The following is a 26,935-nucleotide window of genomic DNA, read 5'->3' as shown; positions in this document are numbered from 1 at the left end:
CCAGTCCGTGTCCTGTCCGCATCGGGGTCACGGCGCCACCACCATAGCCGGCGCCCGCCGTGCTGGGGTATCCTTGCGCCCCAGAGGTTCTTCCATTTAGACGATATGCCGTCGGTGAATCAATGGCTTCCCCCAACGAATGGGGATGACCCTGACGCCGGACAAGGCCCGCTGACATGCGCCGCGCCACGCGCGCCGCGCTCGACTAGCAAGGTACCCGAAGACAGCGATGGACGCACAATACCAGCCCCGAGAAATCGAACGCGACGCCCAGCAGTACTGGGAGAAGAACGCCTGCTTCAAGGCAGTGGAAGACGCCAGCCGCGAGAAGTACTACTGCCTGTCGATGTTCCCCTACCCCAGCGGCAAGCTGCATATGGGGCATGTGCGTAACTACACCATCGGCGACGTCGTCTCCCGCTTCCAGCGCATGCAGGGCAAGAACGTGCTGCAGCCCATGGGCTGGGACGCCTTCGGCATGCCGGCGGAAAACGCGGCGATCAAGAATCAGGTGCCGCCGGGCGAGTGGACCTACCAGAACATCGACTACATGCGCGGTCAGCTCAAGGCGCTGGGCTTCGCCTACGACTGGGACCGCGAGTTCGCCACCTGCGACGCCGACTACTATCGCTGGGAGCAGTGGTTCTTCACCAAGCTGGTCGAGAAGGGCCTGGTCTACAAGAAGATGTCGACGGTCAACTGGGACCCGGTCGATCAGACCGTGCTGGCCAACGAGCAGGTGATCGACGGCTGCGGCTGGCGCTCCGGCGCGCCGGTCGAGCGCAAGGACATCCCGCTGTGGTTCCTCAAGATCACCGACTACGCCGAGGAGCTGCTGGCGGATCTCGACCAGGTCGACTGGCCCGAGCAGGTCAAGACCATGCAGCGCAACTGGATCGGCAAGTCCAGGGGCGTCGAGCTGGCCTTCGACGTCGCCGACCATGACGACAACGCCCTCGAACCGCTGCGGGTCTACACCACCCGCCCCGACACCCTGATGGGCGTGACCTACGTCGCCGTGGCCGCCGGCCATCCGCTGGCCCAGGCCGCCGCCGAGGGCAACCCCGAACTGGCCGACTTCCTCGAGGAGTGCGCCCACGGCGGCACCTCCGAGGCCGAGCTCGCGACCAAGGAAAAGAAGGGCATGGCCACCGGCTACCAGGCCGTGCACCCGCTCACCGGGCGCCGCGTGCCGGTCTACGTGGCCAACTTCGTGCTCATGGAGTTCGGCACCGGCGCGGTGATGGCCGTCCCCGCCCATGACCAGCGCGACTGGGAGTTCGCGACCAAGTACGCGCTGCCCATCGAGCCGGTAATCGCCGACGAGAACGGCCAAGCGCCGGACCTGAGCAAGGGCGCCTTCGATGAGCACGGCGTGCTGATCAACTCCGGCGAGTTCGACGGCCTCGACTTCCAGGCGGCCTTCGATGCCATCGCCGCCCGCCTGGCCGAGCAGGGCCACGGCGAGGTCAAGACCAACTTCCGCCTGCGCGACTGGGGCGTGGCCCGCCAGCGCTACTGGGGCGCGCCGATCCCGGTCAAGTACGGCCCCGAGGGCCAGACCGTGCCGCTCACCGACGACGAGCTGCCGGTGTCCCTGCCGCTGGAGGTCACCGTCGACGCCTCCGGCTCGCCGCTCAAGAAGATGCCCGAGTTCAGCGACCTGGGCGACGGCTGGGTGCGCGAGACCGATACCTTCGACACCTTCATGGAATCCTCCTGGTACTACGCGCGCTTCGCCTGCACCGACAACCCGGAGGCCATGCTCGACGAGCGCGCCAACTACTGGCTGCCGGTCGACCTCTACATCGGCGGCATCGAGCACGCCATCCTGCACCTGCTCTACGCGCGCTTCTTCCACAAGCTGATGCGCGACTTCGGCCTGGTCGAGTCCGACGAGCCATTCCAGCGCCTGCTGACCCAGGGCATGGTGATCGCCGAGACCTTCTATCGTCCCGAGGCCAACGGCGGCAAGGAGTGGTTCAACCCGGCCGACGTCACCGTCAAGCGCGACGATAAGGGCCGGCCGCTGAGCGCCGTGCTCGAGGAGGACGGCCAGCCGGTGGAGATGGGCGGCATCGAGAAGATGTCCAAGTCCAAGAACAACGGCGTCGACCCCCAGGCGATGATCGACCGCTTCGGCGCCGACACCGTGCGCCTGTTCATGATGTTCGCCGCGCCGCCCGAGCAGTCCCTCGAGTGGTCCGACTCCGGCGTCGAGGGCGCCCATCGCTTCCTCAAGCGCCTGTGGCGGATGGTGGCCGAGCACGTCGAGGCCGGCACCCCGGGCGAGCTCGACCTCGATGCCCTGAACGACGATCAGCGCGAGCTGCGTCGCAAGACCCACGAGACCATCCAGAAGGCCAGCGACGACATCGGCCGGCGCACCACCTTCAACACCGCCATCGCCGCGGTGATGGAGCTGACCAACGCGATCGGCAAGTTCGAGGACGCAAGCCCGCTCGGCCTGGCCGTGGCCCGCGAGGCCGTCGAGGCCTGCGTGCTGCTGCTGGCGCCGATCACCCCGCACGCCTGCCACGCGCTGTGGGCCGAGCTCGGCCATGACGAGCCGGCCATCGACGCCGCCTGGCCGGCGCTCGACGAGTCCGCCCTGACCCGCGATACCATCGAGCTGGTGGTGCAGGTCAACGGCAAGCTGCGCGCCCGCCTCGAGGTGCCGGCCGAGGCCGACAAGGCCGCCATCGAGGCCCAGGCCATGGCCGCCGAGAACGTCCAGCGCCATCTCGAGGGCAAGACGGTGCGCAAGGTGATCGTGGTCCCGGGCAAGCTGGTCAACATCGTGGTCGGCTGAGCCGACCGCCGGCCAAGGAGAGAGCCATAATGCAACGGCGTGACTTCCTGCGCTTCACCCTGGCCGGCGCCGCCGGCCTCACCCTCAGCGGCTGCGGCTTCCGGCTGCGCGGTCTCGACCAGCCGGCGCTGGGCCTGGAGTCGCTGGCCGTGGCCGGCGCCTCCGGCGACTTCTCGCGACGGCTCGGCCAGCGGCTCGAATCCGCCGGCGTGTCGGTCCGCGACGATGCGCCGATGGTGCTCAACCTCGGCGCCGAGCGCATCGAGGAGCAGCAGATCGGCGTGCTCGACACCGGCAGCCAGGAGCGCGAGCTCACCCTGAGCGTGCCCTTCTCGGTGCAGCGCGCAAGCGACGGCGCCTATCGCCTCGACCAGCAGGTGGTGGAGGTCAGCGAGCGCTACTCGATCAGCGACAACAACCTGCTGGTCGCAGACGAGCTGCGCGACGACGCCACCGAGCGACTGCGCCGCGAGGCCGTGCGCCGGCTGATGGACCGCCTGCGCGCCCTGTCGCCGAACTGAGGTCGTCGTGAAGGTCTTTCCCGACAAGCTCGAAGGCGCCCTGGCCAAGTCGCTGCCGCCGGTCATCATCGTCGCCGGCGACGAACCGCTGCAGCACCGCGAGGCCTGTGACGCCGTGCGCGCCTCGGCCCGCCAGGCCGGCATCGAGGAGCGCGAGGTGCTCCATGTCGAGGCCAACTTCGCCTGGGGGCGGCTGACCGAGGCCGCCGCCAGCCTGTCGCTGTTCGCCTCGCGCAAGCTGATCGAGCTGCGCCTGGGCAACGGCAAGCCCGGCCAGGAAGGCGCCAAGGCGCTGCGCGAATACGCCGAGGGCATGGCCGGCAGCGACAACGTGCTGCTGGTGGCCGCCGGCAAGCTCGACTACCGCGAGCAGAAGAGCGCCTGGTTCAAGGCCCTCGACAAGGCCGGACTGTTCGTCCCGGTGTGGCCGGTGGACGTCTCGCGGCTGCACTTCTGGCTGCGCGATCGCGCCTCGCACCACGGCCTGAACCTCGACCTCGATGCCGCCCGCCTGCTCGGCGAGCGCACCGAGGGCAACCTGCTGGCCGCCGACCAGGAGCTGCAGAAGCTTGCCCTGCTCTCGCCGCCCGGCGCCCGCATCGCTCCCCAGCAGGTGGCCGGCGGCGTGGAGGACAGCGCGCGATTCGATGTGTTCACGCTGATGGATGCCTGCCTCAAGGGCGAACGCGCTCGGGTGTCGCGCATCATGACCGGCCTGCGCGGCGAGGGCGTCGAGCCGCCCATCGTGCTGTGGGCGCTGACCCGCGAGCTGCGGCTGCTGCTGTCGCTGCATCAGCATCTCGATCAGGGCCAGAGCCTGGAGCACGCCTGCAAGGCCCAGAAGCCGCCGATCTTCGACAAGCGCCGCCCGGCCTACCAGCAGGCGCTCAAGCGTCTGCCGATGAAGCGCCTGCACAAGCTGCTGCTGTTCGCCCAGCGGCTCGACCTGGCGATCAAGGGCGCCAGCCCCATCCCGCTGTGGGAGGGCCTGCACGACCTGGCCCTGACGCTCGCCGGCGGCCGCGGCCTGCTGGCCGAGTCGCCACACTCCTACCGCGTCGGTTGATCGACCCGGCACAGTCGACACGCCCACAATCCCCGGGCTTCGGGGTATCATCATCGGCAATTCCTTGTTGAGGCATTCCATGATGCTGTCACGTCGCCTGGCCCTCTCTGCCCTGCTCGCCGCCGCCCTGTGGCCCTCTCTCTCGACGGCGGCCGAGCCCGTTCTGGATATCCACGCCCACGGCGAAACCCGCCATCTGTCGCTCGAGGACATCGAACGGAGCGATACCGGCGAGGTCACGATGCGCCACTTCGAGGGCCCGGAAGGCACCTTCAGCGGCGTCTGGCTGAATGACTTCCTCGCTGACCAGAACCTCGACGAGGCCTCCCGGCTGCGCTTCATCGCCCTGGACGACTACACCAGCTTCCTCACGCCCGCCGACCGCGAGGAGAAACGCTTCCTGCTCGCCACGCGGCTGGACGGCACGCCGCTGACGCCCGACAACCTCGGCCCGCTGATGCTGGTGGTGCCGGCCGATGCCGAGGCGGTGCTCAAGGGCGATGCGCCGATGAGCCAGTGGATCTGGTCCATCGACGAGATCCAGGCGCGGTGATTCCGGCGTCCGGCCTTCGCCTGCTCGCGGGCTTCTGCCTGCTGGGGGCGATCGGCGCCGTCGTGGCCGGCGCCTTCGCTCTCCAGGCGGGCCGCCATCTGGGCGCCGACTACTCGGCCCTGGCCGGCGACATCGTGCGCGCCCAGGAAGACACCGCCGAGCTGCGCCTCGAGCTAGACGGACTGATCGATCACGCCCACCACGCCTGGCATATGGACCGCATCACCAGCCTGGTGGAGCGTATCCCCGAACGCATTCGCACCATCCGCGTGGGGCTCGCGCGCAGCGAGATCAACGCGGCCGACTACGCGCCGATGCTGGCCGAGCTGACCCAGGCGGAAGGCCTCTACCGCAGGCTGGCATCGACCCTCGATACCCTGGCCCCCTCCGTCGGTGACGACGTCCGGCAGCTCAACCGCCTCGGGCACGAGCTGGAGGGCTCCCTCGCCTGGACCTACAGCCGTCTGCTGCAGGAGGTCCACCAGGCCGCCGCCGACCAGCAGCGCCTGATGACATGGCTGAGCCTGGCCGTGATCCTGCTGGTGCTGCTGGTGGCCGCGGCGCTGATGCTGGCGCTCGTTCGCATCCATCGCCAGTGGCTGTCGCTGCGCCAGCTGAGCGTCACCGACGAGCTGACCCAGCTGGCCAATCGGCGTCAGCTGTGGGAGGTGGCGCAGCGCTATCTCGAGCTCAACCAGCGAGACGGCGGAGAACTGAGCCTGCTGCTGATCGACCTGGACCACTTCAAGCGGATCAACGATCGCTACGGCCATCCCGCCGGCGACGCGGTGCTGCAGGCCGTGGCGGCCGAGTTCACCCGCGTGGCGCGAGAGTCGGACCTGGTGGCCCGACTGGGCGGCGAGGAGTTCGCCGTGCTGATGCCGAACACCGGCACAGAGGGCGGCCGGCGACTGGGCGAACGCCTGCGCGAGGCCACGGCCGACCTGCCCCTGCCCGGCGAGGCTCGTGAACATCGGCTGACCATCAGCCTCGGCCTGGCCACGACCCTCGCCGGCCGGGAAGCGCTGGCTCAGCTCTACTCCCGTGCCGACCGCTGCCTATACCGTGCCAAGCAGAACGGGCGCAACCGTTTGGAAATCAACGCACAACCGTGAAACCGCCCCCACTTATCCCCTATACTGTCGTGGCATCGCCGCCGGCATGGCGCTAGGACGCCCATGTGGAGCGACACCGAGCCGGACCTCCCCAGAAACACAAGGAATGCCATCATGAAACGACTCACCCGACTCCTCAGCCCGCTCCTGATCCTCGCCCTGGTCATCGGCAGCCTGCCGGCCATCGCCGCCGTGCCGGCGGCCGATCAGGGACTGGTGGGCACCACCACGCTGCTCGACGCCCAGTCCAGCCAGCAGGATCGCGACAAGATCCGCCGCGTTCTGGCCCGCGAGGACGTGCAGCAGCAGCTGCTGCTCCAGGGCGTCTCCCCGGCCGAGGTGGAGGACCGCGTGGCCGCCCTGTCCGACGCCGAGGCCCGCCAGATGGCCGACCGCCTCGACCAGATGCCCGCCGGTGCCAGCGTGGTCGGCGCCCTGTTCGCGGTCTTCATCATCCTGCTGGTGACCGACATCCTCGGCCTCACCGACGTCTACCCGTTCACCCGCTGAACCGGGAGATCCCATGACCGGCCTATTCTCTACCGCCGGACGCAAGAACGCCCGCCCCGCGGGCGTTCTTGCGTTGGTACTGACGCTTCTGCTGCTGACGGGCTGCGCCACCGCCCCGTCGCTTTCCCCTGCCACCCGCCAGGCGCTACCGTCGATGGCGCTCAACGAGGCGGTCCCCTTCCACGGCCAGCGCGACTACCAGTGCGGCCCGGCCTCGCTGGCCATGGCCCTCGAGGCCGCCGGCCTCGAGGTGAGCGTGGACGAGCTGATCCCCCAGGTCTTCCTGCCCGGCCGCGACGGCAGCGTGCAGCCGGAGATGCTGGCCACGGTGCGTCGCCACGGGCGGATTCCCTTCCGCCTCGAGGGCGACTTCGCGACCCTGCTCGACGAGCTCGCCGCCGACCGCCCGGTGGTCGTGATGCAGAACCTGTCGCTGCCGGCCTTCCCTCAGTGGCACTACGCCGTGGCCATCGGCTATGACCTGCCGGCCGAGGAGCTGGTGCTGCACACCGGCATGACGCCGTCGCGGCGCATCGGCTTCGCCCGCTTCGACGCCACCTGGGCGCGCAGCGAGCGCTGGGCCTTCGTCGCCCTGCCTCCCGGCGAGCTGCCGGCCGACGCCAATGCCGAATCCGCCACCCGCGCCATCGCCGACTTCGAGACCGTGCAGGGCAGCGAGGCCGCCCTGCCCGCCTGGCAGGCCCTGGCCGAACGCCATCCCGACGTCGCCACGATACAGTTCGCCCTCGGCAACGCACGACACGCCACCGGCGATGCCGACGCTGCCCTGGCCGCCTTCCAGGCCGCGGTGAACGCGGATCCCGAGCTCGCGCCGGCCTGGCTCAACCTCGGCATCGTCGCGGCCGACCAGGACCGTCTCGACACCGCCCGGGAGGCGCTGTCCCGCGCTGCGGCACTGCCCGGCCCCTGGCAGTCGCGCGCCCGGGAGGAACGGCAGGCGCTGGAGATGGAGGGCGAAGCATGAGCCGGGAGATCGCCCTCAAGCGCGTCTACCAGGCCCCCGAGCCCGACGACGGTGCGCGGGTGCTGGTCGACCGACTGTGGCCTCGCGGCAAGCGCCGCGAGTCGCTGCAGCTGGCCGACTGGTATCGCGATGCCTCGCCCTCGCCCACCCTGCGGCGCCAGTTCCACGAGGGAGAGATCAGCCCCACCGTGTTCGCCGTGCGCTACCGAGGTGAGCTGCGCGACCACCCCGAAGCGCTGACGCCGCTGATGCGCCACGCCCGCGGCGGGCGCCTGACGCTGCTTTCCGCGGTACGCGATCTCGACGAGTCTTACCTCCCGATCCTGCGTGAGGCGCTGCTGAAGGCCCTGGACGCCGAGGATGCCCTCGATCGCGAGCCGAGCTCGCCGCCGTGTTACGGCCACCTGGATCCCGAGCCACCCGCCAACGGCTGACATCGACGACGGTCGTCGATCACTGGCATGAACGACCGACGGCGCCCAGGGGGCGCCGTCGGTCGTCTTTCGGCCCAAGCTGATCGACGGATCAGAACAACCGATTCAGCCCGTTCTGCGCCGCGACTCGGTAGGCCTCGGCCATGGTGGGATAGTTGAAGGTCGTGCTGACGAAGTACTCGAGGGTGTTGGCCCCGCCCTCCTGCTGCATGATCGCCTGGCCGATATGGACGATCTCCGAGGCCTGGTCGCCGAAGCAGTGGATGCCGTAGATCTCCAGCGTGTCCTGGTCGAACAGGATCTTCAGCATGCCCACGGTGTCGCCGGTGATCTGCGCCCGAGCGGTGTCCTTGAAGAACGCCTGAGCCACCTCGTAGGGCACCCTGGCCTCGGTGAGCTCGCGCTCGTTGCGACCGAAGGAGCTGATCTCCGGGATCGTGTAGATGCCGGTCGGCACCTCGCTGACGAAGCGGTACTCACGATCGAGCAGCTCGTCGCAGGCGTTCAGGCCCTGGTCATAGGCCGCGCTGGCCAGGCTCGGCCAGCCGATCACGTCACCGGCGGCATAGATGTGCGGAATCGCCGTGCGATAGTGCTCGTCGACCTGCAGCTGCCCGCGGCCATTGGCCTCGAGGCCGACGTTCTCCAGCCCCAGCTCGTCGGTGTTGCCGGTGCGGCCGTTGGCCCACAGGAAGGCGTCGGCGCGCAGCCGCTTGCCCGACTTGAGATACACGGTCACCCCGGATTCGTCGCCCTCGACCCGCTCGTACTCCTCGTTGTGGCGGATCAGCACCCCGTGCTTGCGCAGGTGATAGGACAGCGCATCGCTGATCTCGTCATCGAGGAAGGACAGCAGGCTGTCGCGACTGTTGATCAGGTCGACCTTGAGCCCGAGGCCCGAGAAGATCGAGGCGTACTCGCAGCCGATCACCCCGGCACCGAAGATGATCATGGTGCGAGGGGTATGGTTGAGGCCGAGGATGGTGTCCGAGCAGTAGATGCGCGGATGCCGGAAGTCGATGTCGGCCGGCCGGTAGGGACGCGAGCCGGTGGCGATGATGATCCGCTCGGCCACCAGCTCGTCGACGCTGTCACCGTCACCGCGCACCACCAGGGTGTGGGCGTCCTTGAAGCGCGCCACGCCGCTGTAGAGGTCGATGCGGTTGCGCGCGTAGAAGTTGGTACGCATCGCCACCTGCTGGTCGATGGTGACGCGGGAGCGCTCCATCACCCGCGGAAACGAGAACCAGCGCGGCTCGCCGATGTCGCGGAACATACGATTGGTGTTGAACGACAGGATCTGCTTGACCTGGTGGCGCAGCGCCTTGGAAGGAATCGTGCCCCAGTGGGTGCAGTTGCCGCCCACCAAGGGCTGCTTCTCGACCACCGCCACGCGCTTGCCGTGCTTGGCGGCATTGATGGCGGCGCTCTCGCCGGCCGGCCCGGTGCCGATCACCACCACATCGTAGTTATGAACTGCCATGACTCCCCTGCTCGTCTGGGTGCTTGAAGGCACCGAGCCGGGGAATCATGGCGCAAGCATCACCTCTCGTGCCCGGCGCCGTCATTCCGGCGCCAGCCTGCGGCCACACGTCCCTGGCGGCTCAGCGCCGGAAAATGAAAAAAGGGTGGTGCCGTCGGATCAGCGGCGGGTCGCGTCGTAGCCGAGATCCGCACCGCGGCTCTCGTCGCTGCGGCGGCGGGCGCCGCCCTGACGCTTGCGGTTTTCCTCTTCGCAGACCTGGTCCTGGCCGCCGCAGACCTCACAGCCTTCCTTGAGGCCGAGCTGGTTGAGGCCGCCGCAGCTGCCCGCGATCGGCTTGCGGGCGACGATGACGCCGATGGCCATGGCGGCCATGATCACCAGCATGAAGGCGAGTACCACGAGAAAGGTGCCCATTGAGTGCTCCATCGAGTTCGCTGAGAAGGTGTTGCCCTTGGGACCACGTCAGCGCCGCCGTGATCCCCGGGGAGCGCTGCCACTGTAGGGTGCCGTCGCCTGATATGCCGCCCCAAGAGCGGCATATCGGGCGGCGGAACCAATCAGGGCTGGCCCGGAGGCCAGCCCTGACGGTCGCCGCAGGGCGATCAGCCGCCGAAGTCGTCGAGCATGATGTTCTCGGGTTCGACCCCGAGATCCAGCAGCATCTTGATCACGGAGGCGTTCATCATCGGCGGTCCGCACATGTAGAACTCGCAGTCCTCGGGAGCCGGATGGTCCTTGAGGTAGTTCTCGTAGAGGACGTTGTGGATGAAGCCGGTCGGGCCTTCCCAGTTGTCCTCGGGCTGCGGATCGGACAGCGCCAGATGCCAGTCGAAGTTGTCGTGCTCTTCGGCCAGCTGGTCGTACTCTTCGTTGTAGAAGGTCTCGCGCCAGGAGCGCGCACCGTACCAGAAGCTGATCTTGCGCTTGGTGTCCAGGCGCTTGAGCTGGTCGAAGATGTGGCTGCGCATCGGCGCCATGCCGGCACCACCGCCCACGAATACCATCTCGGCATCGGTGTCCTTGGCGAAGAACTCGCCAAAGGGCCCCATCACCGTGACCTTGTCACCCGGCTTCAGGCTGAAGACGTAGGTGGACATCAGGCCCGGCGGGTGGTCGGTGTTGGGCGGCGGCGTGGCGATACGGATGTTGAACTTGAGGATGCCTTTCTCTTCCGGGTAGTTCGCCATGGAATAGGCCCGGATGATTTCCTCGTTGTTCTTGTGGGAGACGTTGAACAGCCCGAACTTCTCCCAGTCGCCGCGGTACTCTTCCTCGATGTCGAAGTCGGAGAACTTGACGTCGTAGGCTGGTGCCACCAGCTGCACGTAGCCGCCGGCGCGGAAGGCCACGTCCTCGCCCTCGGGCAGGCGCAGGTTGAGCTCCTTGATGAAGGTGGCGACGTTGGGGTTCTCGATGACCTCGCATTCCCACTTCTTGACGCCGAAGACCTCCTCGGGAACCTCGATCTTCATGTCCTGCTTCACCGGCACCTGGCAGGACAGGCGCCAGCCTTCCTTCTTCTCGCGCAGGGTGAAGTGGGACTCCTCGGTGGGCAGGATCGAGCCACCACCCTCTTCCACGCGGCACCGGCACTGGGCGCAGGAGCCACCGCCGCCACAGGCGGAGGACAGGAAGATGCCGTTGGCGGCCAAGGTGTTCAGCAGCTTGCCGCCGGCCTGGGTGGTCAGGGTGTGATCGGGATCTTCGTTGATCTCGATGGTCACGTCCCCGGTGCTGACGAGCTTGCTGCGGGCGGCCAGGATCACCGCCGTCAGACCGATGATGATCACGGTGAACATGACCACACCGAGCAAGATGACTGTTGTATCAACCATGTCGGTTTCCTATTGCTAGCATTGACTGGTCACACCGGCGGCGCGCCACACGCGCCGCCGGAAGCCGCCTCAGAGCTGGATGCCGGAGAAGGACATGAAGCCCAGCGACATGAGGCCCACCGTGATGAAGGTGATGCCCAGGCCCTGCAGAGAGGCCGGCACGTCGCTGTACTTGAGCTTCTCGCGAATACCGGCCAGCGCGGTGATGGCCAGTGCCCAGCCCACCCCGGCGCCGAGGCCGTAGACCACGGATTCGCCGAAGTTGTAGTTACGCTCGGACATGAACAGGGTCGCACCGAGGATCGCGCAGTTCACGGTGATCAGCGGCAGGAACACGCCCAGCGCGTTGTAGAGCGCCGGCACGTACTTGTCGAGGAACATCTCCATGATCTGCACGATGGCCGCGATCACGCCGATGTAGCTCAGGTAGCCGAGGAACGACAGGTCGATGTTCTCGGCGCCGGCCAGACCGGTCCAGGTCAGGGCGCCCTCGCCGAGCAGGTAGGTCAGCAGCAGGTTGTTGACCGGCACGGTGATCACCAGCACCGCGATGACCGCGATGCCCAGGCCGATCGCCGAGGAGACCTTCTTGGACACGGCCAGGAAGGTACACATGCCCAGGAAGAACGCCAGGGCCATGTTCTCGACGAAGACCGAGGCGACGAACAGGCTCAGATAGTGTTGCATCTTACACGGCCTCCTTCGGCTGGGTGTTGTCCTTCATCTTGAACTCGTTCTCCTCGACCTGTTCCGGGTTGATGGCGCGCAGCGCCCAGATGATCAACCCGATGATGAAGAACGCGGACGGCGGCAGCAGCAGCAGGCCGTTGGGCACGTACCAGCCACCGTTCTGCACGGTCTCGAGCACGGTGAAGCCGAACACGCTGCCGGAGCCGAGCAGCTCGCGGAAGAAGCCAACGGTCATCAGGATGAAGCCGTAGCCCAGACCGTTGCCGACGCCGTCCAGGAAGGACAGGCCCGGGCTGTTGGTCATGGCGAAGCCCTCGGCGCGGCCCATCACGATGCAGTTGGTGATGATCAGGCCGACGAAGACCGACAGTTGCTTGGACATCTCATAGGCGTAGGCCTTGAGGATCTGGTCCACCACGATCACCAGCGAGGCGATGATCGTCATCTGCACGATGATGCGGATCGACGACGGAATGTGGTTGCGGATCAGCGAGACGAAGAAGTTCGACAGCGAGGTGACGAAGATCACCGCCAAAGACATGACCAGCGACACGCTCATGCTGCTGGTCACCGCCAGCGCGGAGCAGATCCCCAGGATCTGCAGCGCGATGGGGTTGTTCTTGAAGATCGGCGTTACCAGGACGCCCTTGGGAGTCGGTGCAGACATCATCAGGCTCCTTCAGTGTCGGTGGAGGCATCCTGCACGGTCTCACGCTCGATACCGCTGCGGAACCGGGCGAGGTACTCGCCGAAGCCCTCGGGGCTCAGCCAGAACTGCAGGAGGTTGGTGACGCCCTTGCTGGTCAGCGAGGCGCCGGAAAGCGCGTCGACCTCGGTCTCGCCGCTGGCGCCGCCCTTGACCAGGGCGATGTCCGGCTGAACGCTGTCGGCGCTGGCGAAGATCTCCTTGCCGTCCCACTGAGACTTCCAGCGCGGGTTGTCGACCTCGCCGCCGAGACCCGGGGTCTCGGAGTGGGAATAGAAGGTGATGCCCTGGATGGTGTTGCCATCGCCCTGCACCGCCAGGTAACCGCGCATCAGGCCCCACAACCCCTGACCACGCACCGGCAGGATGATCTGCTCGGGGTCGTCCGGGTTGCCGACCAGATAGACGGTGGTGAAGTTCTCCTGACGCGACAGGCCGGCGATGTCCTTCTCCCCAGAGAGGGTACGGGACTGGGCCGGATCACGGGCCGCCTGGAAGCTGTCGTAGGTGGCCGCATCGAACTGGTCGGTGTACTCGCCGGTGCGCAGGTCGACGACCCGCGGCGTGACCTGTTCGAAGGCCTCCTCGACGTCGGTGCCGGGCTCATAGAGCCCCGCCACGTCGAGGATGTTCGACTTGCGGTCCAGCTCCTGGTTGAGCTCCTGCTTGGCGCGCAGGCCGACCGCGGCGGTGGAGACGATCACAGAACACACGATGCAAAGTGCGAACGCCACCGTCAGGATCTTCTTGATGGAGTTGTTGCTCTGTGCCATCAGGCGTTCTCCTCGGCCGGCACACCGGTGCGCTGCTGGCGGCGCTTGATGTTGGCCTGAACAAAGAAGTGGTCGATCAGCGGGGCGAACAGGTTGGCGAACAGAATCGCCAGCATGATGCCCTCCGGGAAGGCCGGGTTGACGACGCGGATCAGCACGGTCATGACGCCGATCAGGGCACCGAAGATCATGCGGCCCTGGTTGGTCATGGAGGCGGAGACCGGGTCAGTGGCCATGAACACCATGCCGAAGGCGAAGCCGCCGATCACCAGGTGCCAGTACCACGGCATGGCGAACATCGGGTTGGTGTCGGAGCCGATCAGGTTGAACAGCAGGCTGGTCGTCACCATGCCCAGGAACACGCCCAGCATGATTCGCCAGGAGGCGATCTTGGTCCACAGCAGCACGATCGCGCCGATCAGGATGGCCAGCGTCGAGGTCTCGCCCACCGAGCCCGGGATGAAGCCGAGGAAGGCGTCCCACCAGCTGAACTGGTCGGTCAGCGCGCTCATGCCGCTCTGGAAGGCGGTGGAGAGCGCGGTGGCGCCGGTGTAGCCGTCGGCCGCGACCCACACGGAGTCGCCGGAGATCTGCGCCGGATAGGCGAAGTACAGGAAGGCACGGCCGGTCAACGCGGGGTTGAGGAAGTTCTTGCCGGTGCCGCCGAAGATTTCCTTGCCGATCACCACGCCGAAGGTGATGCCGAGCGCAACCTGCCACAGCGGAATGGTGGCCGGCAGGATCAGGGCGTAGAGCACGGAGGTGACGAAGAAGCCCTCGTTGACCTCGTGGCCGCGCTTGATGGCGAACAGCACTTCCCAGAAGCCGCCGACCGCGAAGGTCACCAGGTAGATCGGCAGGAAGTAGGTCGCGCCGAGCACGAAGTTGGCCCACAGGCTGCCTGGGTCGTGGCCGCCCGCCAGGGTCATGACGATGGCCTCGCGCCAGCCGCCGGCGGCGCCGAAGCCGTCGGCGATGGCCACGTTGGCCTGCCAGCCGGCGTTCCACATGCCGAAGAACATGGCCGGGAAGGTGCACAGCCACACCGTGATCATGATGCGTTTCAGGTCGATGCCATCACGCACGTGCGCCGTGGTCTTGGCGACGCTGGGCGGCGTGTAGAAGATGGTGTCCACCGCCTCGAAGAGCGGGTAGAACTTCTCGTACTTGCCGCCCTTGTGAAAGTGCGGCTCGAGGTTCTCGAGTGTCTGTCGGATACCCATCATCAGGCCTCTTTCTCGATCATGGTGAGGTTATCGCGCAGGATGGGACCATATTCGTACTTGCCGGGGCACACGTAGGTGCACAGCGCCAGGTCCTCCTCATCCAGCTCCAGGCAACCGAGCTGCATGGCGGTCTCGATGTCGCCGACGATCAGCGAGCGCAGCAGCTGGGTGGGCAGGATGTCCAGCGGCATCACTTCCTCGTAGGCGCCCACCGGCACCATGGCCCGCTCGGAACCGTTGGTGGAGGTGGTCGGGGCGTAGTTGCTGAGGCCCTTGATGCGCGACAGGTAGATGCCGAGCACCGAGTGGCGATTCGCGCCCGGCGACAGCCAGCCCATGAAGCTGCGCTTGTTGCCTTCCTCGAGCAGGCTGAGCTGGGTGTTGAAGCGACCCACGTAGCGCAGGCTGCCCTCGGCGGTGAAGCCGGAGAACACCGAGCCGGAGATCACCCGGGTGTCATCGGGGTCACGGACCTCGCTGGCCAGCAGCTCTTCGGTGCTGGCACCGACGCGGGTGCGCAGCAGCCGCGGCTTCTCGGCGCGCGGGCCGCCCACCGCCACCACGCGGCTGACGTCGAGCTTGCCCTCGGTGAACAGCTTGCCGAAGGCGATGACGTCCTGGTAGCCGATGTGCCAGACCTTCTTCTGCAGGCCCACGGGCGAGAGATGATGGATGTGCGTGCCGACCAGGCCGGCCGGATGCGGACCGCCGAAGGTCTCGGCCTGCACGCCCTGGACGTCGCCTCCCGGCACGTCGGCGCCCGGCGCGGTGCACAGGAAGACCTTGCCTTCGGTCAGGCGCGTCAGCACCTTGAGGCCATCCTCGAAGGCCTGGGACTGGCCCTGGACGACGGTGGCGGGGTCGGCGGACAGCGGGTGGGTATCGACGGCGGTGACGAAGATGTCGTTCGGCACGCTGTCGATGGCCGGCGTGCGGGAGAAGGGACGGGTGCGCAGTGCCGTCCAGAGACCGGAGTCGACCAGCTGATCGACCACTGCCTGACGCTCCAGGGAGGCCAGCTTGTCACGGTTGTAAGAGGCGAACTCCACCGCGTCTTCGGACTCGTCGACCTTGATCACCACGGACAGCAGCCTGCGCTTCTCACCGCGGTTGATGGCGACGACTTCACCGCCGGCCGGCGCCGTGAAGCGCACGCCATCGATCTTCTTGTCCGTGAACAGCAGGTCGCCCAGCTTGACCTTGTCCCCCTCTCGAACCTCCATGGTCGGCTTCATGCCGATATAGTCGGTACCGAGAACCGCCACGTGGCGCACCGGACGCGCGTCTTCGACGCGCTGCTCCGGGGCTCCCGTGATGGGGAGATCCAGGCCTTTCTTGACTTCGATCATAGTCTCGCCCAGTTGATGGATCTGATATACGAAGGAAAGGGGTGCGATTGGATCGGATTCTTGTGTTTTGTCCAGAATGTAACCAGTCGGGCCCGAGGCGAACTCGAACCACCCCGAAAAATCCCCCGCATTATAAAGAGAAGCCAGTGGAATGACTACCTGCCGGAAGGTCGCAGGAGGCCGTCCGCGGCAAGTGGCGAAGTGTCGCAGACGAGTGAGAAAAGCGTTGAGGGAGAGATGCTTGGCGGGAGCCCCGGCCGAGCGGCCGGGGCGGGAGTGATGCGACGCGCGGGAGCGCTTAGCCCTGGGCGTGGGGCAGCTTGCGGAAGGCCACGTTGGAGATGTGCTGCAGGATGCGGATGACCTGGCAGCTGTAGCCGAACTCGTTGTCGTACCACACGTAGAGCACGGCGTGCTTGCCGTTGGCGATGGTCGCCTGGGCGTCGACGATGCCGGCATGACGGTTGCCGACGAAGTCGGTGGACACCACCTCGGGCGAGTCGACGTAGTCGATCTGCTTCTGGTACTGGGAGTCGATCGACATGCGACGCAGGTAGTCGTTGAGCGATTCGACGTCGGTCTCGCGCTCCAGCGTCAGGTTGAGGATCGCCATGGAGACGTTGGGCGTCGGCACGCGGATGGCGTTGCCGGTCAGCTTGCCGCCCAGCTCCGGCAGCGCCTTGGCCACCGCCTTGGCCGCGCCGGTCTCGGTCAGCACCATGTTGAGCGGCGCGCTGCGACCGCGGCGATCGCCCTTGTGGTAGTTGTCGATCAGGTTCTGGTCGTTGGTGTAGGAGTGCACCGTCTCGACGTGACCATGAACGATGCCGTACTCGTCGTTCAGCGCCTTGAGGGCCGGCACGATGGCATTGGTGGTGCAGGACGCGGCCGAGATGATGCGGTCGTCGGCATTGATGTCCTGGTGGTTGATGCCATAGACGATGTTCTTGACGTCGCCCTTGCCCGGCGCGGTCAGCAGCGCCTTGGCCACGCCCTTGCAGGCCAGATGCTGGCCCAGGCCATCCTCGTCGCGCCAGATGCCGGTGTTGTCGACCACCACGGCGTTATCGATGCCGTAGTCGGTGTAGTCGATCTCGGACGGCGAGTCGGCGTAGATCACCTTGATGACGTTGCCATTGGCGGTCAGGGTGCGCGCTTCCGGGTCGACGCTGATGGTGCCGTCGAAGGGCCCGTGAACGCTGTCACGACGCAGCAGGCTGGCACGCTTCTCGAGATCCTTGGCGATGTCGCCGCGGCCGCGCACCACGATGGCCCGCAGGCGCAGCAGGTTACCGCCGCCGGCCTTCTCGACCAGCACCCGCGCCAGGATGCGGCCGATGCGACCGAAGCCGTAGAGCACCACGTCCTTCGGCTCGCCGTTGCCGGTGTCCGCGCAGTGGCCGTCGACGATCTCGGCCAGCTCCCTGCGCAGGAAGGCCAGCGCGTCGCCGCCGCCCTGCTTCTTGTAGGCCACGCCCAGCTTGCCCACGTCGACGTGAGCCGGCCCCAGGTTCAGCTCGGTCATGGCCTTGACCAGCGGGAAGGTGTCCTGAACGGACAGTTCGGTGCCCTCGATCTTGCGCACGAACCGGTGGTCCTTGAGGATGCGGATCACGCTGCGATTGAACAGCGAACGCCCGTACAGCGTGGTCACGACGTTGTTGTGACGGTACAGGCTGCCGATCATCGGGATCATCTGCTCGGCGAGCGCCTGATTGTCGTGCCATTCCTGGAAGACGGTATCGGGGGTTTGCTGACTCACGTGGGGCCTCTCCATGGGGTTGAGATTCGAGAGGCATTATCCGAGGCCGGACACCAGGGGGGCAATCGAGGGATAGTCGCAGACGCTGTAGGGGATTTACAGGAATTCGGGTTTCACTACATGACGGTGCCGGACTGTTATGATGCCCCCAGTCACCCATTGGACACGACGCAAGCGACGCCCATGCCGACCTTCTCGCCTCTCGACCCGCCTCGCCCCACGGGCCTGCGCGACACCCTCTACTGGCAGACGCCTCCCGGCAGCGCGACCGCCCTGGCCCTGGCGCACCTCGCCGAAGACGCGCCGCTGCTGGTGGTCACCGCCGACACCGCCGCCGCCCAGCGCCTGGAAGACGACCTGGCCTTCTATTCACGGCTGCCGGTGCTGCCCTTCCCCGACTGGGAGACGCTGCCCTACGACAGCTTCTCGCCCCACCAGGACATCGTCTCGGCCCGACTGCGCACCCTGCGCCGCCTGCAGGACGGCGAGCACGGCATCGTGCTGGTGCCGATCAACACCCTGATGCAGCGCCTGCCGCCGGTGGACTACATCGCCGGCCGGGTGATGACGCTCGAGGTGGGGACCACGCTGGACCGCGAGGGCTTCCGCGACCGCCTGTCGCGCGCCGGCTACCGCGCCGTGGAGACCGTCTTCGAGCCCGGCGAATATGCGCTGCGCGGCGCGCTGATCGACCTCTTCCCGATGGGCTACGATGCGCCGCTGCGCATCGACCTGTTCGACGACGAGATCGACACCCTGCGCCACTTCGATCCCGATACCCAGCGCAGCGCCGACAGGGTCGAGCGCATCGAGCTGCTGCCCGCCCACGAGTACTCGCTGTCCCGCGGCGCCATCGCCTGCTTCCGCGAGGGCTTCGAGACGCTGTTCGACGTCGACCCGCGCCAGTGCCCGCTCTACGTCGATGCCCTCAAGGGCATCCCCTCCCCCGGCCTGGAGCAGTACCTGCCGCTGTTCTTCGACGAGACGGCGACGCTGTTCGAGCACCTGGCCGAGAGCACTCGTATCGCGCTGCTGCCCGGCGTGTTCGAGGCCGCCGAACACCATTGGGCGGCCATCGAGAGCCGCTATGAGAACCTCGGCGTCGACCCGACGCGGCCGCTGCTGCCGCCCCATCGCGCCTTCGTGCCGGTGGCCGAGGCGTTCGGCGCCATCAAGCGCCATCCGCGGGTCGAGCTCACCGACGACGCCGAGCACCGCCATGCCCTGGCGCCGGCGGCGCGGCCGGCGCCGAACCTGCCGGTCAACGCCCGCGCCAAGCGCCCGCTGGCCGAGCTCGAGGACTTCCTCGCCGAGCACGACGCCACCCGGGTGCTGTTCGTCGCCGAGTCCCGCGGCCGCCGCGAGGCGCTCGAGGAAACGCTCGCGCCGCTGAACCTGCCCCTGCCCCACGTCGACGACTTCACGGCCTTCCTCGACGGCGAGTCACGCACCGCCATCACCGAGGGCACCATCGACGCCGGCCTGTGGCTGGAGGCGCCGGATATCGCCGTGATCGGCGAGACCGAGCTCTACGGCGAGGTGGTGCGCCAGAGCCGCCGCCGTGAAAGGGCCACCGACGACAACGAGCTGGCGATCCGTCACCTGGCCGAGCTCAAGCCCGGCGCCCCGGTGGTCCATCAGGCCCACGGCGTCGGCCGCTATCGTGGCCTGGAGACGCTGGAGGCCGGCGGCCAGGCGGCGGAATTCGTCACCCTGGAATACGCCGACGGCGCCAAGCTGTACGTGCCGGTGGACAGCCTGCATCTGATCTCGCGCTACGCCGGCGTCGACGACGAGCTGGCGCCGCTGCACCGGCTCGGCTCCGAGCAGTGGGACAAGGCCAAGAAGAAGGCCGCCGAGCGCATCCGCGACACCGCCGCCGAACTGCTCGACGTCTACGCCCGCCGCGAGGCCCGGGAAGGCTTCGCCTGCGAGGCACCGGACGCCGAGTACGCCCGCTTCGCCGCCAGCTTCCCCTTCGAGGAGACCCCCGACCAGCGCGCCGCCATCGAGGCGGTGGTCGGCGACATGACCGCCCCAAGGCCCATGGACCGCGTGGTCTGCGGCGACGTCGGCTTCGGCAAGACCGAGGTGGCGATGCGCGCCGCCTTCCTGGCGGTGCACTCCGGCCAGCAGGTCGTCGTGCTGGTGCCCACCACCCTGCTCGCCCGCCAGCACTATGAGAACTTCCGCGACCGCTTCGCCGACACCGCGGTCAACATCGAGCTGGTCTCGCGCTTCACCGGCGGCCAGGGCCAGAGCGCGACCGCCAAGCGCATCGAGGAAGGCCAGGCCGACATCGTCATCGGCACCCACAAGCTGCTGTCCAAGTCGATGCGCTTCCCCAAGATGGGCCTGCTGATCATCGACGAGGAGCATCGCTTCGGCGTCGCCCAGAAGGAGCGCCTCAAGGGCCTGCGCGCCGAGGTCGACATCCTCACGCTCACCGCCACGCCGATTCCGCGCACGCTCAACATGGCCATGAGCGGCATCCGCGACCTTTCGATCATCGCCACCCCGCCCGCCCGCCGGCTGTCGGTGAAGACCTTCGTCCAGCAGCGCGACGAGGCGGTGATCAAGGAGGCGATCCTGCGCGAGATCCTGCGCGGCGGCCAGGTCTACTTCCTGCACAACGAGGTCAAGACCATCGAGACCGCCGCGGAGACGATCCGCGAGCTGGTGCCGGAAGCGCGGGTCGGCGTGGCCCACGGCCAGCTGCCCGAGCGCGCCCTGGAGCGGGTGATGTCGGACTTCTACCACAAGCGCTTCAATGTGCTGGTGTGCTCGACCATCATCGAGACCGGCATCGACGTGCCCAGCGCCAACACCATCGTCATCGAGCGTGCCGACAAGTTCGGCCTGGCCCAGCTGCACCAGCTGCGCGGTCGGGTCGGGCGCAGCCACCACCAGGCCTATGCCTACCTGCTGGCCCCGCCGCCGCGGGCCATGAGCCGCGATGCGGTCAAGCGCCTGGAGGCCATCGGCCAGGCCGAGGACCTGGGCGCCGGCTTCACCCTGGCCAGCCACGACATGGAGATCCGCGGCGCCGGCGAGCTGCTCGGCGAGGAACAGAGCGGCCAGATGGAGGCGCTCGGCTACAGCCTCTACATGCAGATGCTCGACCGCGCCGTGAAGGCCATCCGCGAGGGCAAGACGCCCAACATCGAGGCCCCGCTCGACGAGGGCGTCGAGGTCAGCCTCAACCTGCCGGCGCTGATCCCGGACGACTACCTCCACGACGTCCAGCAGCGCCTGGTGATGTACAAGCGCATCGCCGGCGCCGAGACCGAGGCCGAGCTCAAGGAACTGCAGGTGGAGATGATCGACCGCTTCGGCCTGCTGCCGGCGCCGGTCAAGACCCTGCTGCGCCAGACCCGCCTGCGCCAGCGCGCCGAGCGGCTGGGTATCGCCCGCCTCGAGGCCGGCCCCGAGAAGGGCCGAGTGATCTTCGCCGGCCACACCGGCGTCGACCCGCTGATCCTGGTGGAGCTGATCCAGCGCCAGCCCGATCGCTATCGCCTCGAGGGCGCCGACACCCTGCGCTTCGAGGCCGACATGGAAGGCGAGGACGCGCGCTTCTCGGAGGTCGAGGCGCTGCTCGACCACTTCAACCGCAAGGCCGAAGCCGCCTGAAGTCCGCGGTGGCGACTGGCGAACCGTCGCCACCTCGGGCACTCTAACGACATGGCCGCTCCGCGCGAGCGTAGCGCCCCCTGACGCCCCCGATTCGAGACATGACCAAGATGATCCCTTCACCCCTGCGCAGCACCGTGGCCCGCACGACCCTGCTGGTCGGGCTGACCACCGCCCTCGCCGCCCCGCTGCAGGCCAGCGAGGACCTGCCCCGCGGCTACTACTACCTGCCCGAGGAAGGCGACCTGGTCGGCGAGGTCTACACCATCGAGGCCGAGAAAGAAGACACCCTGATCGACATCGGCCACGAGCACGGCATCGGCTATCGCGCCATGGTCCGGGCCAACCCCGACGTCAGCGTGTGGTATCCCGGCGAAGGCACCGAGGTGACGATCCCCGGCCAGTTCATCCTGCCCGACGTCCCGCGTAACGACATCGTGATCAACGTTGCCGAGATGCGGCTCTACTACTACCCCCCGGCCGAGGATGGCGAACCGCGCATCGTCCAGACCTACCCGCTCGGCGTGGGCCGCCAGGACTGGGAGACCCCGCTGGGCAACACCACCATCACCCAGATGGTCCGCAATCCGGCCTGGTACCCGCCGGCATCGATCCGCCGGGAACACGCCGAGGCCGGCGACCCGCTGCCGAGCGTCGTACCCGCCGGCCCCGACAACCCGCTGGGCACGCGCAAGATGCGCCTCGGCATTCCGGGCTACCTGATCCACGGCACCAACAAGCCGGAGGGCGTGGGCATGCGGGTCTCCCATGGCTGCGTGCGCATGCTGCCCGAGGACGTGGAGACCCTGTTCGACCAGGTCTCGGTGGGCACCCAGGTGCGCATCATCAACGAGAGCTTCAAGCTGGGCTGGTCCGACGGCACCCTCTACGTCCAGGCCTACCCCTACCTGGACGAGAAGCAGGGCACCACCATCCAGCGCGTCACCGAGGCCCTGGATGAGGTCGACGCCAGCACCGAGGGGCTCGACTACGCGGTGGATTACTCGCGGCTGCGCGAGGTCGTGGAAGTGCCGGGCGGCATGCCCGTGGCGCTCGAGACGCCCCCCGAGCCCGAGCCTGCGCCGCGGTTCTACGAGCAGCTGCAGCTGATCGCCGCCACCGACGATGCCGATGAAGACGAGGCCTCACAAGGCTGATTCGAGACCGGCCGCAGCACCCCGAGGGCCCGGCGATTGCCGGGCCCTTTCGTGTCACGCAGGAGCCTCCCGCAGAGCGAGCACTCCGCCACCGGACGCCGACGGCGCTCTCATCGCGTCGTCGCGACACGCGATACCGCCTTCTTCTCTTGGCCCCTCACTGTCATGCGCCGTCAGGCTCGACCGCGCCCTTGAGGGACGGATCGTCCGCGCGGCCCGCTCGCGCCGATTCGCCGGCCGCCAGGCGCTCCACCAGGGCCTCCACCGGCTGCGGCTCACCGAACAGTGGCCCCTGCACCGAAACGAAGTTCATGCCGCGAATGGCCACCAGCTGGTCCGAGGTGGTGACCCCGGTCACGGTGATATGGCGCCCCGCCAGCTTGACCATGTCGCGCAGGCTCTTGATCAGCAGGATCGACGCCTGATCCGCGGGCACGCCGCGCATGAGCCGCGACTCCAGCACCAGTCGCGTCAGTAGCGACCGACTCACCGGCAGCTGATGATGCAGGCCATGCCCGTCAGCCGCCGAAGTCCCAGCTCAGGCGCGCATTGACCCGCCCTTCCCGGGAGGCGTCCTCGGCGGGGAGATCGCCGACGGGGTAGGCATACTCGAGCCCCAGGCGGTACATGCTACCGCGGCTCAGCTCGACGCCGCCGGCCACCGAGGCCAGGTCGTATTCCAGATCGCTGTCGTTGAACTCGGTGTGGGCGCCGTCCATGACCAGGTAGGGCGACACATGCGAGGCCCAGGACGCGCCCAGTGCGTGGCGGTAGCGCAGTTCGATCTCGCCGGCGTAGCCACGCTCGCCCTCGGCTTCGCCATCGTCGTAGCCGCGCGCAAAGCGGCCGCCACCGTACTGGCCGCGCTCCGGCGCCGGCAGCCGGTCGTCCGACCAGAAACCGGCCACGCGCGTCGACAGCCGCCAGTTCGGCGTCAGCGCCTCCAGCCAGCGCCCGTTGAGCTCGACGCGCGTGTATTCGAGTTCTTCCTGGCCGTTGGCCGCCACCGAGACGCCATTGACCACATTGCGGATCTCGGTAGTGGTCCCGGCCTCTCCCAGATCGACACCCTGACGCAGCTCGCCACGCACCTCGAGGCGACGGTTGGCATTACCCTGGCGGTAATGGGTCCCCAGCTCCAGCGTCGAGTAACTCAGATCCTGCCGGGCGCGCAGCTCCGGCCCCAGGTCGGAGCGATAACGATAGTCGGCCGTTTCGTCGAGATGCTCGACGTTGGCCTCGACGCTCCAGCGGCGATTGCGCTCCAGCAGCAGCGGATAGTCGAGTCCCAGACGATAGCGATCGCGCGTCTTTTCCTGGTCGACCTCGTAGGGCCGCCCGCTCACCAGAACCGGGTCTTCCTCGTCGCCCTCGAAGCGCTGGGCGCTCAGGGTCAGGCGCAGGCCGTCGGTACCGAGCGCCTGGCGGTACTGGGCGGCATAGAAGGTATCCTCGTTGTCGACCGGCATCAGGTAGGCGAACGAGAGCGTTTCCGCGTAGGGCGTATGGCTGTGCAGGGCCAGGTTGCCGACCGCCTGGGTATCGTTCTTGTCGCCACCGCCGAGCGTCACGCCGGCGTCGATGCGGTCGCTGTCGCGCTGCTCCACACGCAGGGTGGTTGCACCGGACGGGGTGCGCGGCACCGGCGCCTTGACCGCCAGGCTCGCCCCCGGGATGCGCTCGATCAGCGCCGTATAGCGCTCGAAGGTCGCACGCGTCAGCGGGCGCTCCTCGCGCATCCGCTCGGCCAGCCGACGGACTCGCTGGGCCACCGCCGTATCCTCCACGGCGATCTCGGTGCGGGCGATATAGCCCTCGACCACCACGACGGTCAGCGTGCCGTTCTGGAAGTTGTTGCTGGGCAGGTAGGCATAGGAAAGGGGGTAACCGGCGTCCTGGTAGCGCCGCGAGATCGCTTCCACGGCCTCGACCAGTCGCTCGACACTCACGCGCTGCCCGACGAGCGGCTGGAGGGGGGCACTCAGGGCATCGAGTTCGAACACACTGCCGCCGCGAATCTGCACGCGCTCCACCGGCACCCGAGTCTCGGGGCCGATCGCCCCGGCGGCACCGGGCAGGCTGATCTCTGCCCCGCCCGCTCCCTGCTGCTCCAGCGCATCCTGCACCGGCGGTGTCAGCGTCGGCTGACGCTCGTCGATGACCGATGGCACATCATTGGCCTGCGCCGCCCCCGACAACAACGAAACGACCGTCATCGCGGTCAGTGGCACAAGACTCTGCCGCACGCGCGTCGCGCCCAACCTTGGCATCATGTTTTTTCCCTGCGTTTTATTCAGTTCCTAAAGCGCCTTCGCATCATTATCGCGTGAGCGTTAGGCGCATCGGCTGCACGGCTTTATCCCAGCGTTACATGCCGAAGTCTGAAACTGATTAGTACAAATTCCGCACTCGATGACAACCCAAGATTATTAAAATCTAATACAAAGGGCTGCCATACCGGCCACTGCGGACCTCGGGACGCACACACGACGAAGGGCCCGGCGTTTGCCGGGCCCTGTTACACGCGTGGCGCCATCGCCCTCAGCGCTTACCGAGCAGGCCTCCGCCCAGCAGGCCACCGAGGAGACCACCGCCACCATCGGCGCCGGCATCATCGCCATCGGACGAAGAGCCGCCCAGCAGGCCGCTCGCCACGTCGTCCACCGTGCCGGTCACACCCTGCAGGGCACCGCCGGTCACACCATCGACGGCATCGGTCACGCCATCCACGGTATCCGAGACGCCACTGAGGAGTCCGCCGGCACCGCCCAGGCTGCCGCCGTCATCGCCGCCGCCGAGAAGCCCCGAGCCACCACCCAGCAGGCCGCCGCTATCGCCGCCACCGAGCAGACCCGCGTCGCCACCCAGCAGGCCATCGGTCACGCCGCTCAGCAGCCCACCGTCGCCTCCCAGGAGGCCATCTTCGCCGCCGGCCACGCCGCCCAGCAGGCCACCGTCGCCCCCCAGGAGACCACCTTCGCCACCGGCCAGGCCGCCCAGCAGGCCACCATCGCCGCCGGCCAGGCCGCCCAGCAGGCCACCATCGCCGCCGGCCAAGCCACCCAGCAGGCCACCATCGCCGCCAAGGAGGCCGCCACCGGAAGACAGGGAACCCGACAGCAGGTTATCGTCGCCGACGACCTCGCCGTCGCCACCGACCAGCAGGCCGCCGGTCACGCCACCCAGCAGACCACCACCGCTTCCCAGCAGGCTGCCATCACCACCATTCGTGGACAGCAGGCCGCCGGCATCGGCCACCAGCTGACCGGTGGAAGTCACCAGGTCGCCGACGCCCGCGAGCCTCACGTCGTCTCCCAGACGCTCGCCCAGCAGGACGACGGCACCACCGGTCTTGGCCAGCAGGCGACTGCCCACGGGGCCAACGACCAGGGCGTCACCGAGGCGCTGGGTGGTCCCTTCCAGGTTCACGACCAGCGGCCTGACCACACCGGTCAGCTCACTCGTCAGGCCCGACAGGTGGCCGTCTTCGTCGGTCAGCGTGAAGGTCAGGCGATCGCCCACCGCGGTGATCGTGGCGCCGAGCTGGTCGACCGTGCCGCCCGCGCTGGCGAGCACCCCGGTGCCATCTTCCACCTGCATCAGCACCGGCAGGGAACCCAGCCCCTCGACGATACCGCCCGTGCTGCTGACGGCCTTGCCGGTCTGGGATACCAGCCCCGTCGCACCGCCCAGCGTCGTGCCCAGGGCATTGTCGTTCTCGCTGAGGTTGCCAAGCCCGTCACGCAGCCCCGTGGCCAAGCTGTCGACACCACCGCCAAGGTCCTGGACGACCTGGCCGGCACCGTCGGTCACGCCGCTGACCACCGGAGCATCCACCTGCTGGATCTTGCCCCCCAGCGTCGTGACGGTGCTGCCCACCGCACCCGAGGCGCCGGCGACATCCTGCAGCACTCGCTCGGTGCTGGAAGCGGTATCACCGGCGCCATCTCCACCGCCGCCGGAGCCATCACCGTCGTCGGAGCCATCGCCGCCGCCGGAACCATCGCCGTCGCCGGAGCCATCACCGGACTCCATGCCACCGTTGCCGCCATCGAGCGGCTGAGAAATGTCCGAGCTGCCGCTACAGCCGGCCAGCGAGATCGCCAGCACCAGCGCCGTCAGCGGAAAGATACGTGTCCTGAATTCCGTGTTCCCTGCCATCATCACGTTCCTCATCTTTTTTTCTGGAGCCATCATCCATCGGGCGGAGGGGCGATACCCGACGAATGCATCACTCTCGTAAACGTATGAAGGAACGAGGGTTTTTCATACCACCTAAATTCTCTTATATCAATACGTAAGCGTCTGAAAAATATATAGTA

General features: G+C 67.6%; 22 protein-coding genes. 10 read left to right on the top strand and 12 right to left on the bottom strand.

Annotated elements, in window-relative coordinates; genetic code table 11:
- Positions 1 to 229: 229 nt before the first annotated feature.
- From leuS to FIU88_RS07150, 8 genes are all read left to right on the top strand, one after another.
- On the top strand, positions 230 to 2,812 hold the full coding sequence (gene leuS, locus FIU88_RS07185; RefSeq protein ID WP_152478703.1) for a leucine--tRNA ligase: 2,583 nt from the start codon (positions 230 to 232) through the stop codon (positions 2,810 to 2,812).
- 29 nt (positions 2,813 to 2,841) lie between these two features.
- Complete coding sequence (gene lptE / locus FIU88_RS07180; RefSeq protein WP_152478702.1) at positions 2,842 to 3,333, top strand: LPS assembly lipoprotein LptE; 492 nt, start codon at positions 2,842 to 2,844, stop codon at positions 3,331 to 3,333.
- A 7-nt stretch (positions 3,334 to 3,340) separates the two neighbouring features.
- Complete coding sequence (gene holA / locus FIU88_RS07175; RefSeq protein ID WP_016854595.1) at positions 3,341 to 4,399, top strand: DNA polymerase III subunit delta; 1,059 nt, start codon at positions 3,341 to 3,343, stop codon at positions 4,397 to 4,399.
- A 79-nt stretch (positions 4,400 to 4,478) separates the two neighbouring features.
- Positions 4,479 to 4,952: a molybdopterin-dependent oxidoreductase gene (locus FIU88_RS07170; protein WP_152478701.1), complete on the top strand. Its 474-nt coding sequence runs from the start codon at positions 4,479 to 4,481 to the stop codon at positions 4,950 to 4,952.
- On the top strand, positions 4,949 to 6,067 hold the full coding sequence (locus FIU88_RS07165) for a diguanylate cyclase (protein ID WP_152478700.1): 1,119 nt from the start codon (positions 4,949 to 4,951) through the stop codon (positions 6,065 to 6,067). Before FIU88_RS07170 ends, FIU88_RS07165 begins: the two co-directional genes overlap by 4 nt.
- Positions 6,068 to 6,181: 114 nt before the next feature.
- Positions 6,182 to 6,577 (top strand): PA2779 family protein, encoded by a 396-nt coding sequence (locus FIU88_RS07160; protein ID WP_152478699.1) that lies wholly within the window; start codon positions 6,182 to 6,184, stop codon positions 6,575 to 6,577.
- A gap of 13 nt (positions 6,578 to 6,590) precedes the next feature.
- On the top strand, positions 6,591 to 7,562 hold the full coding sequence (locus FIU88_RS07155) for a PA2778 family cysteine peptidase (protein WP_172977674.1): 972 nt from the start codon (positions 6,591 to 6,593) through the stop codon (positions 7,560 to 7,562).
- Complete coding sequence (locus FIU88_RS07150; RefSeq protein WP_152478698.1) at positions 7,559 to 7,996, top strand: DUF488 domain-containing protein; 438 nt, start codon at positions 7,559 to 7,561, stop codon at positions 7,994 to 7,996. Before FIU88_RS07155 ends, FIU88_RS07150 begins: the two co-directional genes overlap by 4 nt.
- A 91-nt stretch (positions 7,997 to 8,087) precedes the next feature.
- Here FIU88_RS07150 and sthA read toward each other — a convergent pair whose 3' ends face one another.
- The 9 genes from sthA to FIU88_RS07105 form a co-directional block, all read right to left on the bottom strand.
- A complete protein-coding gene (gene sthA / locus FIU88_RS07145) occupies positions 8,088 to 9,479 on the bottom strand; it encodes a Si-specific NAD(P)(+) transhydrogenase (protein ID WP_016854589.1) in 1,392 nt (463 codons plus the stop codon).
- A gap of 159 nt (positions 9,480 to 9,638) precedes the next feature.
- Complete coding sequence (nqrM, locus tag FIU88_RS07140; RefSeq protein WP_016854588.1) at positions 9,639 to 9,896, bottom strand: (Na+)-NQR maturation NqrM; 258 nt, start codon at positions 9,894 to 9,896, stop codon at positions 9,639 to 9,641.
- Between the two features lie 188 nt (positions 9,897 to 10,084).
- Complete coding sequence (nqrF, locus tag FIU88_RS07135) at positions 10,085 to 11,317, bottom strand: NADH:ubiquinone reductase (Na(+)-transporting) subunit F (RefSeq protein WP_152478697.1); 1,233 nt, start codon at positions 11,315 to 11,317, stop codon at positions 10,085 to 10,087.
- Positions 11,318 to 11,386: 69 nt separating this feature from the next.
- The gene (gene nqrE / locus FIU88_RS07130; RefSeq protein ID WP_016854586.1) at positions 11,387 to 12,004 is read right to left on the bottom strand and encodes an NADH:ubiquinone reductase (Na(+)-transporting) subunit E; all 618 of its coding nucleotides are present in this window, start codon (positions 12,002 to 12,004) and stop codon (positions 11,387 to 11,389) included.
- 1 nt (position 12,005) lies between these two features.
- On the bottom strand, positions 12,006 to 12,674 hold the full coding sequence (locus FIU88_RS07125) for an NADH:ubiquinone reductase (Na(+)-transporting) subunit D (RefSeq protein ID WP_026068383.1): 669 nt from the start codon (positions 12,672 to 12,674) through the stop codon (positions 12,006 to 12,008).
- A gap of 2 nt (positions 12,675 to 12,676) precedes the next feature.
- Positions 12,677 to 13,486: a Na(+)-translocating NADH-quinone reductase subunit C gene (locus FIU88_RS07120; protein ID WP_016854584.1), complete on the bottom strand. Its 810-nt coding sequence runs from the start codon at positions 13,484 to 13,486 to the stop codon at positions 12,677 to 12,679.
- Positions 13,486 to 14,712 (bottom strand): NADH:ubiquinone reductase (Na(+)-transporting) subunit B, encoded by a 1,227-nt coding sequence (locus tag FIU88_RS07115; RefSeq protein WP_152478696.1) that lies wholly within the window; start codon positions 14,710 to 14,712, stop codon positions 13,486 to 13,488. The genes FIU88_RS07120 and FIU88_RS07115 overlap by 1 nt, the downstream gene beginning before the upstream one ends.
- Positions 14,712 to 16,061 carry a Na(+)-translocating NADH-quinone reductase subunit A gene (locus tag FIU88_RS07110; RefSeq protein WP_152478695.1) on the bottom strand — a complete coding sequence of 450 codons (1,350 nt, stop codon included), beginning with the start codon at positions 16,059 to 16,061 and terminating at the stop codon, positions 14,712 to 14,714. The genes FIU88_RS07115 and FIU88_RS07110 overlap by 1 nt, the downstream gene beginning before the upstream one ends.
- A 298-nt stretch (positions 16,062 to 16,359) precedes the next feature.
- Positions 16,360 to 17,823 carry a glyceraldehyde-3-phosphate dehydrogenase gene (locus tag FIU88_RS07105; RefSeq protein WP_152478694.1) on the bottom strand — a complete coding sequence of 488 codons (1,464 nt, stop codon included), beginning with the start codon at positions 17,821 to 17,823 and terminating at the stop codon, positions 16,360 to 16,362.
- 183 nt (positions 17,824 to 18,006) lie between these two features.
- Here FIU88_RS07105 and mfd point away from each other — a divergent pair, with 183 nt between their 5' ends.
- Together mfd and FIU88_RS07095 are read left to right on the top strand one after the other, a co-directional pair.
- Positions 18,007 to 21,456: a transcription-repair coupling factor gene (gene mfd / locus FIU88_RS07100; protein WP_152478693.1), complete on the top strand. Its 3,450-nt coding sequence runs from the start codon at positions 18,007 to 18,009 to the stop codon at positions 21,454 to 21,456.
- 101 nt (positions 21,457 to 21,557) lie between these two features.
- Positions 21,558 to 22,613, top strand: coding sequence for a L,D-transpeptidase family protein (locus tag FIU88_RS07095; protein WP_152478692.1), 1,056 nt, complete (start codon positions 21,558 to 21,560; stop codon positions 22,611 to 22,613).
- Between the two features lie 163 nt (positions 22,614 to 22,776).
- Here FIU88_RS07095 and FIU88_RS07090 read toward each other — a convergent pair whose 3' ends face one another.
- From FIU88_RS07090 to FIU88_RS07080, 3 genes are all read right to left on the bottom strand, one after another.
- Complete coding sequence (locus FIU88_RS07090) at positions 22,777 to 23,103, bottom strand: EAL domain-containing protein (protein WP_152478691.1); 327 nt, start codon at positions 23,101 to 23,103, stop codon at positions 22,777 to 22,779.
- 28 nt (positions 23,104 to 23,131) lie between these two features.
- Positions 23,132 to 24,784, bottom strand: a complete 1,653-nt coding sequence (locus FIU88_RS07085) for a ShlB/FhaC/HecB family hemolysin secretion/activation protein (RefSeq protein ID WP_152478690.1) — start codon at positions 24,782 to 24,784, stop codon at positions 23,132 to 23,134.
- A 370-nt stretch (positions 24,785 to 25,154) separates the two neighbouring features.
- Positions 25,155 to 26,777 (bottom strand): collagen-like triple helix repeat-containing protein, encoded by a 1,623-nt coding sequence (locus tag FIU88_RS07080; RefSeq protein WP_152478689.1) that lies wholly within the window; start codon positions 26,775 to 26,777, stop codon positions 25,155 to 25,157.
- Between the last annotated feature and the right edge of the window lie 158 nt (positions 26,778 to 26,935).

It is taken from the genome of Halomonas sp. THAF12, assembly GCF_009363675.1.
Classification (GTDB): domain Bacteria; phylum Pseudomonadota; class Gammaproteobacteria; order Pseudomonadales; family Halomonadaceae; genus Halomonas; species Halomonas smyrnensis.
Note: the sequence above shows the minus strand (reverse complement) of the source record. Positions and strands in the feature narration are given on the sequence as shown.